The following is a 15,554-nucleotide window of genomic DNA, read 5'->3' on the forward strand; positions in this document are numbered from 1 at the left end:
GCATGGGCATTTGCTTGGAAATGCGAATCGTCTGGAGGTGAAGGCGACTCAACTCCTAGTCAATGGCAACTGCGTCACTGCAAGGGTGTGCGGGTGGCGCCGGTTGTTGGTCGGCTTGCAGTGCGGCGTTGCGCAGTTCGAGTTCGGTGTTGTCGGATTCGAGTTGGCGGTTCCTGTTCTGCAGGTCCAGGATCTGCACGATGCCGGCCAGGTTGATGCCCTGGTCGGCCAGTTCGGTGATCCGCCGCAGTTGGTCGATGTCGTCGTCGCTGTAGCGGCGGGTGCCTCCGGCGGTGCGCGAGGGTGTGAGCAGGCCCCAGCGTTCATACAAGCGCAGGGTCTGTTGCCCGATCCCGGACAGTTCGGCGGCCACCGAGATGCCGTAGACCCCGCGCGCCGAGCGGGACTGTTCCTCCTGGGTCACACCGTGTCTCCGTTTCCGATCATCACGTCGCCTCACCCACCGTCCGGCTCCGCCTAGATAGGAACCCACCGCTACCGCAAGGCTATGCTCTCAGACATAGGTTTTCCAAACCTGTCGGAAAGCCAAATGTGATGGACGAGTCATCAAATCTCACCACGGCTGGCGACGAGCTCTCCGCAAGCACCTGGTGGCGCCCGACACCGACCTCAACGACCCGCTGGTGGTGGCCGATGGCGGCGGGGACGTCGCCGAGGAGCTCAGCGCGGTGGAACAGGTGATCGGCGCTGGTGATCCGCAGCGCGTGGGCCGGTTCCGGTTTTTCCTCGACGGGGCGCGCTGGGAGTGGTCGGACGCGGTGGCGCGGATGCAGCAGCCGCCACCGCATCATCGACACCGCCGGGCGCACCCCATTGGGTGGGGGTGGTGGTGTATCGGCGGGTGCCGACGTCGGTGCGCGAGCGGCAGCGTCTGCGGATCAAACTCCGCGGTCACCGAGATGCCATACACACCGCGCGTAGATCGCGGCGGGGCCGGATCGTCAGGCACCGACTTGCTCCATTTCGCCACCGACTTCGTCCACATTTACCCTTGCGCAAAACTAGTTCCAGTGCTATTAGAAACCTATGACAGAACACGCAGATGATCTGTCACAGGCCAATGGGTAGGAGGGAAAGATGATGTTGATGCGCACCGATCCGTTTCGCGACTTCGATCGCCTCGCCCAGCAGGTGCTGGGCACCGCCGCGCGCCCGGCGGTGATGCCGATGGATGCCTGGCGTGAGGGCGACCGGTTCATCGTCGAGTTCGACCTGCCCGGTGTGGACGAGGATTCCCTGGATCTGGACGTCGAGCGCAATGTGCTGACCGTGCACGCCACGCGCCCCGATCTGGATGCCGACCGGGAGATGGTGTCCGCCGAGCGGCCGCGCGGGGTGTTCAGCCGGCAGCTGTTCTTGGGCGAAACGCTCGACGCCGACGCGATCGAGGCCAGCTATGCCGGTGGGGTGCTGCGGTTGACCATCCCGGTCGCCGAGAAAGCCAAACCGCGCCGGATCCAGATCACCAGCAGCGACGAGAAGAAGGCCATCAACGCCTAACGGTCCGCCCCGATATGGCCACCCAGCGGTCTCCTCCGTCGGACCTGAGTATTCCTGCTCTAACGGCACTGTCGGACCAGGGGAGGTGACGCCCTGCCGATTATCACGAGCAGGCAACGACTCTGGTGTCGCCCACAATGATGCAGATGTCGCGTCACCGCTTCCGGCTCCAGCGTCCAGAGCCGGTCAGGGCACGCGCCGCCACTCGAGGTGGCATGCCGAAAGTGGACCGCGTCGTTGCCACGCCCGGGTAGGACCCGACGGCTCATCGTGATCAATGTCAGATGGACCTCTCAGCGCGGTGGCTCCCGGTTGGGCTGCAATCCCGGGAGTCACCGCATCTTGTTCGCGGAGAGAGCAACTGATGGTGCGCCAGAATCCTGATCCCTACGTGGTGTTGGGCGTTTCCCCGACGGCAACCCCAGCCGAGATCACCCACGCCTACCGCACGCGGTTACGCGCCCATCACCCCGACACCCGCCCCACACCGCCCTCGCACACCGCCGACGACGACCTCCGGCAAGTGCTGGCCGCCTACGCCCTGCTGCGTAACCCCACCCGCCGCGCCGACTACGACCACGCCAGCACCCCACCGCCCCGCAGCCCGCACAGGCCGATGCCTGGTGACCATCCCCCCGCCAGCGACGTCCAGATCCCCATCACCCACCGAACCCCCACCGCCCACCTCTCAGCGCCACCCTTGCGGGCAGGCCCGGTGCGCCGGCACCGATAGCTGCGATCGTGCAGAACACCCGGCGGATAACCCGAATCACTAGACCACCGCAGCGAGGACCGCATGGGCACCGACACCAGCAGCGCACTCGACCCCCCAACCATGACAGCGCCGACCCCACAACCCCCGCGGGACAAGGTCATGCCGATCGCGACCATGACCACACAGCTCGTCGACGAAATCCGCACCCAACCACTGGATACCGCGGGCCTCAAGCGGCTGCGAGCCATCGACACTCACATCATCGGTGAACTGCTCACCGTTCTCACCCCCGACCTGCGCGAAGAACTGCAGCGGCTCGCCCTGCCGCTGACCCACCACACCGAACTGTCCGACGCCGAACTGCGCCCACGCCCAACTCGTGGGCTGGCTTCAGGGGCTCCTCCGAACCACCCCGATCGACCGCACCTCGATCCGTTGAAGGACGTGCCCGATGACGTCCCACCCGACGTGGACAATCCAGCGATCCGATCAGCACGCCAAACACTGCTGACCGCCATCACCCGACGCATCACACAACGGCGCCTCACCGCGGCTCAAGCAGCCGCCGTTCTGCACGTCACCGGCCCGAGGGTCACCTAACTACTGCAAACCAACATCGACGAATTCACCCTCGACGAACTCGTCAACCTGCTGCCCGCCCTACAACTCACCATTCAAGTACTCCCCCCGCCAGCACACGACATCGGGCACTCTCGCCACAAAGAATGCCCTCACGATTGAACACGCACACCAAGTCGCGCAGCACGCCCGAACGCGGGTCGCGCCTGTTCCTTGTTGCCGGAATTAACAACGCCAGCAACGGCTTCCGCCGCGAACTCAACGAGCCTCCGACCTCCCCTCACGTGTCCGTTTTTCGTTCCACACGCGAACGTTCTCAACTTCACCCAGCACCCTGACGGTGATCTCGGTGTACTGGCACGGATCGCCGGTCCAAAGATTCTTGACGGCTTGCGTGATCTCATCTCGGCTTGGCCACGCGCCCGCTTTTCCATTACAACCGGGGGTCATGATCACCTTGCTCGCACCCGGGCCCCCTACTCGATTCTCAGGTTTGGTCCGGTGTCGTGCGCCGCTTCTTTCGTTTGACCGCGACGCTGCCCCACAGCGAGAAGCCGCGGATCCGCACGTGGGGTGCGCCCGGCGAACCCTCGCCGTCGATGGTCTGGTCGAAGGAACCCATCACCCCCAAACCGTGGAGGTCGACGTTGGTCTCCGGCGGGATCACGATCGTCTGCCCGCCGAAAATCGAGTACGACCGGACCTCGACCTCGGGTGAGGTGAAGTCGGCGTAGCGCATGTCCACCACCCCGCCCCCCAGGAAGGCGATCGTTGTCAGTCGCCTCGGCACGTTCCAGCGGCCGCGGCGCTCGTAGCCGCTCATGATCGCCAGCAACAGTGTCGACGGGGCGGGTCGGCACGGGCCGCCGTTGCGCGGTGAGGTGACCGCGCCGGGGAGGTCTGCGCTGAGCACAGCCAGATCGTCATAGGTCTCGGCGGCGTACGCCAGCGTCAGGCGTTGCTCGTACTCGCTCATCGGAAGGCGCCCCTGCGAGGCAGCCTCGGTGAGCAACTGTGCCACCTGAATCCGATCTGTGTCAGCGGCACGCATCGATCCGCCAGACGACGATGAAGTGCTCATCAATGACGAGCCTACGACGAACGGTGGCACATGCAACACCGTTGATAAAACTGTGGCATCGGCGTGATCGCGTCAACTATGCCAGCGCGGTGGTCGCTTCTGCAGGAACGCCGCCATGCCCTCGCGTGCCTCCTCGGAGACGAACAACCGCGCCGACTGGGTGGTCAATGTGTCGGCGCCACGGTCGAAGCCGTCCAGGATCGGCGCCGTGGTCAGGGCCTTCGACGCCGCCAGGCCCTGGGGTGAGCCCTTGCCGATGTCGGCGGCGAGCGCGGCTACCGTCCCGGCGACGTCGTCCGTCGCCATGGTGGCGAGGCCGATCTGGGCGGCCTGTGCGGCCCCGAACCTCTCCCCAGTGAGGAAGTAGCGGCCCGCGCTGCGCGGCGTCATCTTCGGCAGCAGCGTCAGCGAGATGATCGACGGCGCAACCCCGATGCGGGCCTCGGTCAGCGCGAATGTACTGTCCGGGCCGGCGACGACGATGTCGCACGCGCCGATCAGGCCGAGGCCACCCGCGCGCACGTGACCGTCGACGGCGGCGATCACCGGAACGGGAAGTTCCAGGATCGCACGCAGCAGCGCGGCCAGCTCACGCGCCCGTTCGACGGCCGCCACCGTCGGATCGGCCGCCGACGCCTCGGCCAGATCGGCTCCTGCGCAAAAGGTTCCGCCGGAATGGTCCAGCACCACCGTGCGGACCGACGGGTCCGCGGCCGCGTCGGCGAAGCGCCGGTGCAGCTGCTCGACCAGCGCCGCCGACAGGGCGTTGCGGTTGTGCGGCGAGTCGATGGTCACCCGGGCGATGGTGCCCTCGACGGCGTAGTGGACGACGGTGCTCATCAGGGTGCTCATCAGTACGACCGGGGCAGGCCCAGCGAGGTCTGCGCGATGAAGTTGAGGACCATCTCGCGGCTGACCGGTGCCATCCTGGCCAGTTTCGATGCTGTCACCGCCGCGGCGATGCCGTACTCCCTGGTCAAGCCGTTGCCGCCGAGCGACTGCACCGCCTGATCGACCGCGCGCACAGACGCCTCGGCTGCGGCGTACTTGGCCATGTTGGCCGCCTCGGCAGCACCCCGGTCGTCCCCGGCGTCGTACAGCGCCGCCGCCTTCTGCATCATCAGCTTGGCCAGCTCGATCTCGATGTGGTTCTGCGCGAGCGGATGTGACAGTCCCTGATGCGCGCCGATCGGCGTCTTCCACACCTTGCGGGTCTTGACGTAGTCCACCGCCTTGCCGATGGCGAAGCGGCCCATACCGATCGCACTGGCGGCACCCATGATCCGCTCGGGATTCAGGCCCGCGAACAGCTGGGCGATTGCCGCGTCGGCCGACCCCACCAGCGCGTCCGCAGGCAACCTGACGTCGTCGATGAACACCTGGAACTGGCTCTCCGGGCTGATCAGCTCCATGTCGATCTTCGTCCAGGACAGCCCCGGCGAATCGGTGGGGACGATGAACAACGCGGGCCGCAGCGATTCGGGCGTGGAGCCGGCGGCGATGTCGGGAGAGGCGGTGCGGCCGACCACCAGCACGGCCTGTGACTGGTCGACGCCCGAGATGAACACCTTCTGGCCCTTGAGGATCCAGTCGCTGCCGTCGCGGCGGGCCGTGGTGGTGATGCGATGCGAGTTCGAGCCAGCGTCGGGTTCGGTGATCGCGAACGCCATGGTCACCGAACCGTCGGCGATGCCCGGCAGCCATCGCCTCTTCTGATCCTCGGTGCCGAACCTGGCGATGATCGTCCCGTTGATGGCGGGAGACACCACCATCATCAGCAACGCCGAGCCCGCCGCCGCCATCTCCTCCATGACGAGCGACAACTCGTACATGCCCGCCCCGCCGCCGCCGTACTCCTGAGGCAGGTTGACCCCGATGAACCCGAGTTTGCCTGCCTCCGACCATAACTCGTCGGTATGCTGACCCGCCCGCGCCTTCGCCAGGTAGTAGTCCTGACCGTAGTTCGCCGCCATGGCGGCCACCGCTTCGCGGAGCGCCTGCTGTTCGTCGGTTTCGACGAACCCGGCCGGAACGGGCGTCATCGTCATTGCTCTCCTCGCTGGTCGTCGACTCGTGCCAGGACGGTCCCGACCTCGACCTGTTGGCCGGGCGCGACATTGAGCTGGGTAAGGACGCCGTCGGCGGGGGCGGCGACGGTGTGTTCCATCTTCATCGCCTCCAGCCACACCAGCGGCTGGCCCGCGCGCACCCCCTCGCCGACAGCCGCGCCGACGCGCACGACTGAACCCGGCATCGGCGCCAGCAGCGAGCCGTGGGCAACGGCGGCTTCGGGATCGGGAAAGCGCGGTAGCGCCCGCAGGTGGACGGCACCCAGAGCGGAGTCGACGAACACCTCGTCGGCGCCGTAGCGGGCGACGTCGAACGGGCGGTCCACCCCCTCCACCACCAGCACCACCCGCTCGGGTGCGGCCGACAACAGCGACACGCCGGCGTGATCGGGCGCCTGTAGGCCGTCGCGGGTGAACCGGTACCGGACCTCGTGCTCGACCTCCGCGGTGTCACGGTAGCGCTTGACCTGAAAGCCGGAGGCCAGGTTGCGCCACCCGGCCGGGGCAGCGGCGAAAACCGGTGTGGTCCGGCGATTGTGCGCGGCATCGGCGAGCGCCGCGGCCAGCGCGGACAGGGCGGCGGTCCGCGCACCCGCCAGCGGGCGGGCGAGCGCGCCCGGCCCGTGGGTGTCGAAGAACGCGGTGTCGGTGTGGCCGTCGATGAACGCCGGATGCCGCAGCACCCTCACCAGCAGGTCCCGATTGGTGGGTATCCCGTGGATCCTCGACCGAGACAGCGCGTCGGCGAGCATCGCGGCCGCCACGGTGCGGCCCGGGGCGAACGAGATCACCTTTGCCAGCATCGGGTCGTAGAAGATCGACACCGCCGAGCCGTCCGCCACACCCGCGTCGACCCGCACACCTGGCGCGTCGGTCGATCCGAATCGGGTTGTCGCGCCTGGTACATCGAAGCGGTGCAGGACGCCGGCTTGCGGTTGCCAGTCGCGGGCGGGGTCCTCGGCGTACAGCCTGGCCTCTATCGAATGCCCGCGCGACGGCGGTGGCTGGTCGTCGATCCTGCCGCCGCCGGCGATGAACAGCTGACGCTCGACGAGGTCGAGTCCCGTGGTGGCCTCGGTGACGGGGTGCTCGACCTGCAGGCGGGTGTTCATCTCCAGGAAGTAGAAGGCGCCGGCGTCCGCCGGATCCGACGACGCCATGAACTCGACGGTGCCCGCGCCCGCGTACCCGATCGCACCCGCCGCCAGCCGCGCCGCGTCGAACAGCCTGGCCCGCATCCCCGGTACCCTCTCGACCAGCGGAGACGGCGCCTCCTCGATGATCTTCTGGTGGCGGCGCTGGATGGAGCACTCGCGCTCGCCGACCGCCCACACCGTGCCGTGCGTGTCGGCGAGCACCTGGACCTCGACGTGGTGGCCCGCGGCGAGGTAGCGCTCGCAGAACACCGTCGGATCGCCGAAGGCCGACTCGGCCTCGCGGCGTGCCGCGTGCAATTCGGCGGCCAGCGCGGACAGGTCGCGCACCACACGCATGCCGCGGCCACCACCTCCCGCGGACGCCTTGATCAGCACCGGCAGCATGGCGGCCGTCACCGTGCCCGGGGCGAGTTCCTCGAGGACGGGTACACCGGCCGCCGACATCAGCTTCTTGGCCTCGATCTTGGACCCCATGGCCGCGACGGCGGCCGGTGGCGGGCCGATCCATGTCAGCCCGGCGCGTTGTGCGGCCGACGCGAATTCGGCGTTCTCCGAAAGGAATCCGTAGCCCGGATGGATGGCATCGGCCCCCGAAGCCCGTGCGGCCGCGATGAGCTGCACCGCATCGAGGTAGCCGGCGTTGCCGACGAGGCGCACCCGGGCGTCGGCCTCCGCCACATGCGGTGACGCGCTGTCGGGGTCGGTGTAGACGGCGACCGTGCCGACACCGAGGCGACGGCACGTCGCGAACACCCGGCGGGCGATCTCGCCGCGGTTGGCGACCAGGACGTTGGTGATCATGGCCGGATCCTCTTCGTACGCACCGTCATCATCGGCCCCTACATGCGGAAGACGCCGAAGCTCGACGTCCCCTTGATCGGGCCACTTGCGATGGCGGACAGGCACATTCCCAGCACGGTGCGGGTATCGCGCGGATCGATGACACCGTCGTCGTAGAGCCTGCCAGACAGGAACATCGGTAAGGACTCCGCTTCGATCTGCGCCTCGATGGCCCCGCGCAGCGCCGCGTCGGCGGCCTCGTCGAACTCCTGACCGCGCGCGGCGGCCGCCGCCCTGCCGACGATCGAGATGACCCCGGCCAGCTGCGCGCCGCCCATCACCGCGGACTTGGCGCTCGGCCAGGCGAACAGGAATCGCGGGTCGTAGGCTCGCCCGCACATGCCGTAATGTCCTGCACCGTACGATGCCCCGATCAACAGCGAGATGTGCGGCACGGTGGAGTTGGATACCGCGTTGATCATCATCGAACCGTGTTTGATCATCCCGCGTTCCTCGTAGTCCTTGCCGACCATGTAGCCGGTCGTGTTGTGCAGGAACAGCAACGGGGTATCCGACCGGTTGGCGAGCTGGATGAACTGGGTGGCCTTCTGGGACTCCTCACTGAACAGCACGCCGCGGGAATTGGCCAGGATGCCCACCGGATAGCCGTAGAGCCTGGCCCAGCCCGTGACCAGCGATGAGCCGTACAGCGCCTTGAACTCGTCGAACTCGGATCCGTCCACGATCCGCGCGATCACCTCGCGGGGGTCGAACGGAGTCCGCAGATCCGGGGGGACGATCCCGAGGAGTTCGCCTGCGTCGTAGCGCGGTTCGACCGCCAGAGCCGGTGCCGGACCCTGCTTGCGCCAGTTGAGCCGGGCCACGATGCGCCGGCCGATCCTGAGGGCGTCGAGCTCGTCTACGGCGAAGTAGTCGGCCAGACCAGAAGTGCGGGAGTGCATTTCGGCGCCACCGAGCGATTCGTCGTCGGAATCCTCGCCGGTGGCCATCTTGACCAGCGGTGGCCCCGCGAGAAAGACCTTCGAGCGTTCTTTGATCATCACGACGTGGTCGGACATGCCCGGGACATAGGCCCCGCCCGCCGTCGAATTACCGAATACCAGGGCGATCGTGGGGATGCCCGCAGCCGACAGCCGGGTGAGGTCACGAAAGCCCCGACCGCCCGGGATGAAGACTTCCTTCTGGGTGGGCAGGTCGGCACCGCCCGACTCCACCATCGATATCAGCGGAAGGCGGTTCTCCAAGGCGATCTGGTTGGCGCGCAGCATCTTCCGCAGCGTCCACGGGTTACTGGTGCCGCCCTTGACGGTCGGGTCGTTCGCGACTAGTAGGCACTCAACCCCGCTGACCGCACCGATGCCCGCCACTACGCTGGCGCCCACCTGGAACTCGCTGCCCCACGCGGCCAGTGGGCTCAGCTCCAAAAACGGCGAGTCGGGGTCGATAAGCAGTTCGATGCGCTCGCGTGCGGTGAACTTGCCGCGGGCATGGTGGCGCTCGACGTACTTCGGACCGCCGCCTGCGAGCGCCTTGGCGTGCTCGGCGTCGATCTCGGCGAGTTTGGCGGTCATCGCCGCCGCCGCTGTCGCGTAGGCGGGGGAGGCAGGGTCCAGGTGTGAGCGCAGCACCGTGGGCTCACCGACGCCCACGGCTGTCATGACCGGAACCCCATGGCCTTCGCCGCCAACGCGGTCAGGATTTCGGTTGTGCCGCCGCCGATTCCGAGGATGCGCATATCGCGGTACTGTCGCTCGATCTCGGACTCGGCCATGTAGCCCATCCCGCCGAACAACTGCACCGCCTGGTTGGCGACCCACTCGCCGGCGGCGACGGCGGTGTTCTTGGCGAAGCACACCTGGGCGATCAGGTCGGGTCCGTGCGATGTCGCGGGCTCGGTCACGGTCTCGGCGAGCTGGCGCTCCACCACCGCACGGGTGTAGACCCGCGCGACGTCGATGCGCCTGGCCATCTCGGCCAGGGTGTTCTGTACCTGCTGGCGTGAAATCAGCGGCCTGCCAAAGGTTTCCCGACGGCGGCACCACTCGGCGGTCAGGTCGAGGCAGCGCTGGGCGCTGGCGTAGGCCTGCGTGGCGAGTCCGACGCGCTCGGGTACGAACGCCGCGGCGATCTGCGCGAATCCGGTGTTCTCCCCGCCGATCAGGTTTGCCATGGGAACGCGCACGTCTGTGTAGGAGATTTCGGCGGTGTCCGAGGACCGCCAGCCCATCTTGTCCAGCTTACGGGTGACCTCGAAACCCGTTGTGCCCGTTTCGACGACGATCAGCGAAACCCCGCAGGCGCCGGGCTCGCCCGTGCGTGCCGCGGTCACCACGTAATCGGCCCGCACGCCGGAGGTGATGTAGGTCTTCGCGCCGTTGAGGATGTAGTCGCCGCCGTCGCGTCTGGCGGTGGTGCGCAGGTGTCCCACATCCGAGCCGCCATCCGGCTCCGTGATGGCCAGGCTGCCGATCAGCTCTCCTCGCAGTGTCGGGCGCACATAGGTGTCGATCAACCGCGCGTCGCCGGAGGCGATCATGTGCGGCACCGCGATCCCGCAGGTGAACAGCGAGGCGAACACACCGCCGGGCGCCCCGGCGTAATGCATCTCCTCGCAGATGATCAAGGAGTCCGCACCGTCACCACCGCCCCCGCCGACCGCCAGCGGCAGCCCGGCGCCGAGCAGACCGGCATCACCCGCCGCGCGGTGCAGGTCGCGGGGGAGCGCGCCGACGGTCTCCCATTCGGCAACATGGGGCAGGATCTCTCGTTCGGTGAACGCGCGCACCGTCTTTCGCAGTTGCTCGCGTTCCGGGGTGGACCAGATGCTCATGGCAGCAGGCCCTCGGGGATGTCGAGGTATCTGCTGCGCAGCCACTCGCCCAGACCCTTGGCCTGTGGATCGAACCGGGCCTGGTAGGCCACCCCCTGGCCGAGGATGCCGTCGATGACGAAGTTGACGGCCCACAGGTTCGGCAGTAGATGACGCGCGACGGGCAGATCGGCCGTCTCGGGCAGCAGTTCGCGCAGTTTGGCGACGGTCAGCGCGTGCGCCAGCCACCGCCACTGTTGCTCGGTGCGCACCCACAGCCCGATATTCGCGGCGCCGCCCTTGTCCCCGCTGCGCGCGCCCGCGACGACCCCGAGCGGCACCCTGCGGGTTTCACCGAATGGGAGGGGTTCGGGCAGCGCGAACGGTGGAACGGGCGCCAGGGCGAGTGTCTGCCCGGCGGGCGGGATCACGGTGCCGGTGCCGTCGGCGTGCACGGCGACGTGGGCGACCTGGTCGGCCGGCACGAAGGCGGCGGTGAACACGCCGTACACCTGCGCGTCGCCCGGCGGGGCGGTACTGGTGAATCCCGGATAGCTGGCCAGGGCCAATTCTACTGCGGCCGAAGAGAAGTCGCGACCCACCTGCGTCGAGTCCTGGTCGCGCACGACGCACCGCAGCAATGCGCTCGCGGCTTCCTCGGTGTCGGCGTCGGCGCGGTCGGTGCGCACCAGCGTCCACTCCAGTTCGGCGGGCTTGACAGTGAGGCCGGTTTCCAGCTGGCGGCGCAGCAATTCGGCCTTGGCGTCGATGTCCAGTCCGGTGAGCACGAAGGTGGTCTGGTTGCGGAATCCGCCGATGGTGTTCAGCGAGACCTTCAGCGTCGGCGGCGGGGGCTCGCCCTTCACGCCGCTGATGCGCACCCGGTCCGGGCCGTCGCCGGACAGTTCCACGGTGTCGACCCGCAGCGTCGCGTCCGGGTTGGCGTACCGTGCTCCGCCGATCTCGTAGAGCAGCTGGGCGGTGACGGTGCCCACGGTGACCGCGCCGCCGGTGCCGGGGTGTTTGGTGATCACCGAGGATCCGTCGGGGTGGATCTCCGCGAGCGGAAAGCCCGGATGGGTCAGGTCGGCGATCTCGGTGAAGAACGCGTAGTTGCCGCCGGTGGCCTGCGCACCGCATTCCAGGACGTGGCCGGCCGCGATCGCGCCCGCGAGCCGGTCGTAGTCGGTGCGCTCCCAGCCGAAGTGCGCGGCGGCCGCGCCCACGACCAGCGACGCGTCGGTGACCCGGCCCGTGACGACCACGTCGGCGCCGTTGTCCAGGCACTCGACGATGCCCCAGGCGCCGAGGTAGGCGTTGGCGGCCAGCGCAGCGGCGAAGCCGAGTTCGTCGGCCCGCGGGAGCAGGTCGTCGCCCTCGACGTGGGCCACGGTCGCGGGCAGGCCGAGCCGATCGGCCAGCGCGCGCACGGCGGTGGCCAGACCGGCGGGATTGAGGCCGCCGGCGTTGGCGACGATCCGCACGCCGCGGTCCAGCGCCAGGCCCAGGCAGTCCTCCAGCTGGGTCAGGAAGGTCTTGGCGTAGCCGCGGTCGGCATTCTTGGCGCGGTCGCGGGCCAGGATGAGCATGGTCAGCTCGGCCAGGTAGTCGCCGGTGAGAAAGTCCAGGTCACCGCCGGTGAGCATCTCGCGCATGGCCGTCAGGCGGTCGCCGTAGAACCCCGAGCAATTGCCGATGCGGACGGGAACCCCTTTAACGTCCACGTTGACGTCCACTCTGACCTCCCGTTGGCAGACCAACCAACCGGTAGGTTAACCGCTACCGCCGGTAGCGCGTCAAGCCCGTCAGAGTCCCAACTCGGCGCGCATGTCGTCGATCGCCTTGCAGTAGGTGGCCCAGTCGCTGTTCGCGTAGGCCGCCTGCGTCTGGTTGTACAGCTTGTCGCGTGCGGCGAGCAGCCGGTCGGTGGTCAGCTTGCCGGCCTTTTGGGCGTCATCCATCTCCAGCTGGAACTCCGAGAGGGCCGACATGGCATCCAGCCCGCTCGCCGTGCAGCCGGGGGTCGATGCCTCGGCGGCCGTCGACGCCTCGGCAGCCGTCGACACGGCCACCGGTTCGGGGGAGCTTCCGTTCTCTGGTTTGCTCTGTCCGCAGCCGACCAGCGTCAAAACCAGCAGGCCTGCGATGATGAGGCGCCCCATGGCGTTCTCCCTCGTTGCGGGTGGTGGCTCGAACTTTAACTTCCAGGCACTGGTGCCCAGGTGGTTTTCGCCGTACTGACGCGTTTTGGAGCCGACGCCGGTCACCGGCTATCCTGAGGGGCAACCGTCGCCGCCCGGGGTGCTTTTCTGTGCGCGGCGAACCCGCAATACCCCGCAATACCCCGCAATACCAAGGAGATGCACGTCATGGCTGTGCCCAAGCGCAGGATGTCGCGCGCGAATACCCGTAGCCGGCGCGCGCAGTGGAAGGCCTCGCGTACCGACCTGGTCGGTGTGACAGTCGCAGGTCAGCATCACAAGGTGCCGCGGCGGCTGCTGAAGGCCGCCCGTCTCGGCCTGATCGACCTCGACCGGCGCTGACCGCCCCGATCCTGGCAAATGCCGGTCGGCCCGGCGCGTCTCTCAGGCCGCTCTCAGGCGATAGGTTGAAACTGTGCCTGTGCGCATACTTGTCGTCGATGACGATCGCGCGGTGCGCGAGTCGCTGCGTCGGTCACTGTCGTTCAACGGCTACTCCGTCGAGTTGGCGCAGGACGGTGTCGAAGCGCTCGATCTGATCGCCAGCGACCGGCCCGATGCGGTGGTACTCGACGTCATGATGCCCCGGCTGGACGGCCTGGAAGTGTGCCGTCAGCTGCGCAGCACGGGCGACGACCTGCCCATCCTGGTGTTGACGGCGCGCGACTCGGTGTCCGAGCGTGTCGCCGGTCTGGACGCCGGCGCCGACGACTATCTGCCCAAGCCCTTCGCGCTGGAAGAACTGCTCGCCCGCATGCGCGCGCTGCTGCGCCGCACCACACCCGACGACGGTGCCGAGTCGCCGGCGATGACGTTCTCGGATCTCAGCCTGGATCCGGTCACCCGTGAGGTGACCCGCGGGCAACGCCAGATCAGCCTCACCCGCACCGAGTTCGCGCTGCTGGAGATGCTGATCGCCAACCCGCGCCGAGTGCTCACGCGCAGCCGCATCCTCGAAGAGGTGTGGGGTTTCGACTTCCCGACATCCGGCAACGCGCTCGAGGTGTACATCGGATATCTGCGCCGCAAGACCGAAGCACAAGGCGAGCCACGCTTGATCCACACCGTCCGCGGCGTGGGTTACGTGCTTCGCGAAACACCGCCCTGATGGTCGCTTCTTCGGGCTTCTCGGCGTTTTCGACACCGTTTCGCTCCGCTCCCAACGGGCGGCAGAGTGCCCTGCCCAACACCAGCTCGCTGTCGCTGCGCTGGCGCGTGATGATGCTGGCGATGTCCATGGTGGCGATGGTCGTCGTGCTGATGGCCGTCGCCGTGTACGCGGTGGTCTCGCGGGCGCTGTACGACGACATCGACACCCAGCTGCACAGCAGGGCACGCCTGCTCATCGAGAGCGGTTCGCTGGCCGCGGACCCCGGCAAGGCCATCGAGGGCACCGCGTATTCGGACGTCAATGCGATGCTCGTGGTTCCCGACCGCAGGACCTACACCGCCAACCAGCAGGGCCAGACCCTGCCGTTCGGCAATCCCGAGAAGGACGTGGTCTCGGGCGAGCTGCTGATGTCGTTGCGCACCGCCAACCATCAGCGGGTGCTGGCGATCCACCTCGCCAACGGCAGTTCGCTGCTGATCTCCAAAAGCCTGGCACCCACCGGCCAGGTTCTTCGGCGGTTGGGCACGGTGCTGCTCATCGTCGGCGGTATCGGTGTGGCCGTCGCCGCCGTGTCGGGCGGGATGGTGGCTCGCGCCGGGCTGCGTCCGGTGGGCCGGCTCACCCAGGCCGCCGAACGGGTGGCCAGGACCGACGACCTGCGCCCCATCCCGGTGTTCGGCAGCGACGAACTCGCCCGCCTCACCGAGGCGTTCAACATGATGCTGCGGGCCCTGGCCGAGTCGCGCGAGAGACAGGCTCGCCTGGTCACCGACGCCGGGCACGAGCTGCGCACGCCTCTGACGTCGTTGCGCACCAACGTCGAGCTGCTGATGGCGGCGATGGCCCCCGGCGCTCCCCGGCTGCCCGACGACGAGATGGCGGGCCTGCGCGCCGACGTGATCGCCCAGATCGAGGAACTGTCCACCCTGGTGGGCGATCTCGTCGACCTGTCCAGGGGGGACGCCGGCGGCGTGATCCACGAACCGGTCGACATGTCCGATGTCGTCGAGCGCAGTCTTGAGCGAGTTCGCCGCCGCCGCAACGATATTGAGTTCGACGTCCACATGGTCGGGTGGCAGGTGTACGGCGACGCCGCCGGCCTGTCCCGCGCGGTGCTGAATCTCCTTGACAACGCCGCGAAGTGGAGTCCGCCCGGCGGCCGCGTCGACGTCCGGCTCGCCCAGACCGACGCTGTACACGCGGAGTTGGTTGTAGCCGATCACGGTCCCGGCATCGCGCCCCACGAGCGCAGGCTGGTGTTCGAGCGGTTCTACCGGTCGACGGCTGCGCGTGCCATGCCCGGCTCCGGTCTTGGCCTGGCCATCGTCAAACAGGTTGTGCTCAAACACGGTGGAGCGCTCAGGGTGGAGGACGCCGTGCCCGGCGGGAATCCGCCCGGAACCGCCATCCACGTGGTGCTGCCCGGACGTCCCATCCTCGCGACACGCGAACCCCGTGGCGTGGACGGACGGGTGGTCGGCGCCGACAATCAATGATGGCAGGGATTACT

General features: G+C 68.0%; 15 protein-coding genes. 6 read left to right on the forward strand and 9 right to left on the reverse strand.

The genetic code is table 11. The annotated features are described in order from the left end of the window. Positions 1 to 55: 55 nt before the first annotated feature. Complete coding sequence (locus ADBZ6K_RS08765) at positions 56 to 424, reverse strand: heat shock protein transcriptional repressor HspR (RefSeq protein WP_526345560.1); 369 nt, start codon at positions 422 to 424, stop codon at positions 56 to 58. Positions 425 to 1,101: 677 nt separating this feature from the next. On the opposite strand from ADBZ6K_RS08765, the gene ADBZ6K_RS08770 reads away from it, so the two are divergent. From ADBZ6K_RS08770 to ADBZ6K_RS08780, 3 genes are all read left to right on the forward strand, one after another. Further along, positions 1,102 to 1,521, forward strand: a complete 420-nt coding sequence (locus ADBZ6K_RS08770) for an Hsp20/alpha crystallin family protein (protein ID WP_526345857.1) — start codon at positions 1,102 to 1,104, stop codon at positions 1,519 to 1,521. A 364-nt stretch (positions 1,522 to 1,885) separates the two neighbouring features. After that, positions 1,886 to 2,254 carry a J domain-containing protein gene (locus ADBZ6K_RS08775; protein ID WP_526345562.1) on the forward strand — a complete coding sequence of 123 codons (369 nt, stop codon included), beginning with the start codon at positions 1,886 to 1,888 and terminating at the stop codon, positions 2,252 to 2,254. A 102-nt stretch (positions 2,255 to 2,356) separates the two neighbouring features. Further along, entirely contained in the window at positions 2,357 to 2,836 is a 480-nt protein-coding gene (locus ADBZ6K_RS08780; protein WP_526345564.1) for a proteasome activator, read from the forward strand. Positions 2,837 to 3,302: 466 nt separating this feature from the next. On the opposite strand, the gene ADBZ6K_RS08785 is transcribed toward ADBZ6K_RS08780, so the two are convergent. The 8 genes from ADBZ6K_RS08785 to ADBZ6K_RS08820 all read right to left on the reverse strand — a co-directional run bounded on the left by ADBZ6K_RS08785 (position 3,303) and on the right by ADBZ6K_RS08820 (position 12,999). Further along, entirely contained in the window at positions 3,303 to 3,896 is a 594-nt protein-coding gene (locus tag ADBZ6K_RS08785) for a DUF1707 domain-containing protein (RefSeq protein WP_526345566.1), read from the reverse strand. Between the two features lie 72 nt (positions 3,897 to 3,968). Further along, positions 3,969 to 4,736: an enoyl-CoA hydratase family protein gene (locus ADBZ6K_RS08790; RefSeq protein ID WP_526345568.1), complete on the reverse strand. Its 768-nt coding sequence runs from the start codon at positions 4,734 to 4,736 to the stop codon at positions 3,969 to 3,971. 11 nt (positions 4,737 to 4,747) lie between these two features. Beyond that, the gene (locus tag ADBZ6K_RS08795) at positions 4,748 to 5,938 is read right to left on the reverse strand and encodes an acyl-CoA dehydrogenase family protein (protein WP_526345570.1); all 1,191 of its coding nucleotides are present in this window, start codon (positions 5,936 to 5,938) and stop codon (positions 4,748 to 4,750) included. A gap of 2 nt (positions 5,939 to 5,940) precedes the next feature. Then, the gene (locus tag ADBZ6K_RS08800) at positions 5,941 to 7,923 is read right to left on the reverse strand and encodes an acetyl/propionyl/methylcrotonyl-CoA carboxylase subunit alpha (RefSeq protein WP_526345572.1); all 1,983 of its coding nucleotides are present in this window, start codon (positions 7,921 to 7,923) and stop codon (positions 5,941 to 5,943) included. A 38-nt stretch (positions 7,924 to 7,961) separates the two neighbouring features. Next, on the reverse strand, positions 7,962 to 9,551 hold the full coding sequence (locus ADBZ6K_RS08805; RefSeq protein ID WP_526345859.1) for an acyl-CoA carboxylase subunit beta: 1,590 nt from the start codon (positions 9,549 to 9,551) through the stop codon (positions 7,962 to 7,964). A gap of 26 nt (positions 9,552 to 9,577) precedes the next feature. After that, positions 9,578 to 10,753, reverse strand: a complete 1,176-nt coding sequence (locus ADBZ6K_RS08810) for an acyl-CoA dehydrogenase family protein (RefSeq protein WP_526345574.1) — start codon at positions 10,751 to 10,753, stop codon at positions 9,578 to 9,580. After that, positions 10,750 to 12,456, reverse strand: coding sequence for an acyclic terpene utilization AtuA family protein (locus ADBZ6K_RS08815; RefSeq protein WP_526345861.1), 1,707 nt, complete (start codon positions 12,454 to 12,456; stop codon positions 10,750 to 10,752). Before ADBZ6K_RS08815 ends, ADBZ6K_RS08810 begins: the two co-directional genes overlap by 4 nt. 81 nt (positions 12,457 to 12,537) lie before the next feature. Continuing rightward, the gene (locus ADBZ6K_RS08820; protein WP_526345576.1) at positions 12,538 to 12,999 is read right to left on the reverse strand and encodes a hypothetical protein; all 462 of its coding nucleotides are present in this window, start codon (positions 12,997 to 12,999) and stop codon (positions 12,538 to 12,540) included. A 102-nt stretch (positions 13,000 to 13,101) separates the two neighbouring features. Here ADBZ6K_RS08820 and rpmF point away from each other — a divergent pair, with 102 nt between their 5' ends. The 3 genes from rpmF (at position 13,102) to ADBZ6K_RS08835 (ending at position 15,540) form a co-directional block, all read left to right on the forward strand. Continuing rightward, positions 13,102 to 13,275, forward strand: a complete 174-nt coding sequence (gene rpmF, locus ADBZ6K_RS08825) for a 50S ribosomal protein L32 (protein WP_526345578.1) — start codon at positions 13,102 to 13,104, stop codon at positions 13,273 to 13,275. Between the two features lie 79 nt (positions 13,276 to 13,354). Then, positions 13,355 to 14,041: a response regulator transcription factor gene (locus tag ADBZ6K_RS08830; protein WP_526345863.1), complete on the forward strand. Its 687-nt coding sequence runs from the start codon at positions 13,355 to 13,357 to the stop codon at positions 14,039 to 14,041. Further along, entirely contained in the window at positions 14,041 to 15,540 is a 1,500-nt protein-coding gene (locus ADBZ6K_RS08835; RefSeq protein ID WP_526345580.1) for a HAMP domain-containing sensor histidine kinase, read from the forward strand. Before ADBZ6K_RS08830 ends, ADBZ6K_RS08835 begins: the two co-directional genes overlap by 1 nt. The last annotated feature ends 14 nt before the right edge of the window (positions 15,541 to 15,554 follow it).

Source organism: Mycobacterium sp., from assembly GCF_044223235.1.
GTDB lineage: Bacteria > Actinomycetota > Actinomycetes > Mycobacteriales > Mycobacteriaceae > Mycobacterium.

Coding starts and splice junctions, on each gene's coding strand:
- ADBZ6K_RS08770 (WP_526345857.1), top strand. CDS start 1,102: ATGTTGATGCGCACCGATCCGTTTCGCGACTTCGATCGCCTCGCCCAG.
- ADBZ6K_RS08810 (WP_526345574.1), bottom strand. CDS start 10,753: ATGAGCATCTGGTCCACCCCGGAACGCGAGCAACTGCGAAAGACGGTG.
- ADBZ6K_RS08790 (WP_526345568.1), bottom strand. CDS start 4,736: ATGAGCACCGTCGTCCACTACGCCGTCGAGGGCACCATCGCCCGGGTG.
- ADBZ6K_RS08775 (WP_526345562.1), top strand. CDS start 1,886: ATGGTGCGCCAGAATCCTGATCCCTACGTGGTGTTGGGCGTTTCCCCG.
- rpmF (WP_526345578.1), top strand. CDS start 13,102: ATGGCTGTGCCCAAGCGCAGGATGTCGCGCGCGAATACCCGTAGCCGG.
- ADBZ6K_RS08795 (WP_526345570.1), bottom strand. CDS start 5,938: ATGACGCCCGTTCCGGCCGGGTTCGTCGAAACCGACGAACAGCAGGCG.
- ADBZ6K_RS08785 (WP_526345566.1), bottom strand. CDS start 3,896: ATGAGCACTTCATCGTCGTCTGGCGGATCGATGCGTGCCGCTGACACA.
- ADBZ6K_RS08835 (WP_526345580.1), top strand. CDS start 14,041: ATGGTCGCTTCTTCGGGCTTCTCGGCGTTTTCGACACCGTTTCGCTCC.
- ADBZ6K_RS08780 (WP_526345564.1), top strand. CDS start 2,357: ATGACAGCGCCGACCCCACAACCCCCGCGGGACAAGGTCATGCCGATC.
- ADBZ6K_RS08800 (WP_526345572.1), bottom strand. CDS start 7,923: ATGATCACCAACGTCCTGGTCGCCAACCGCGGCGAGATCGCCCGCCGG.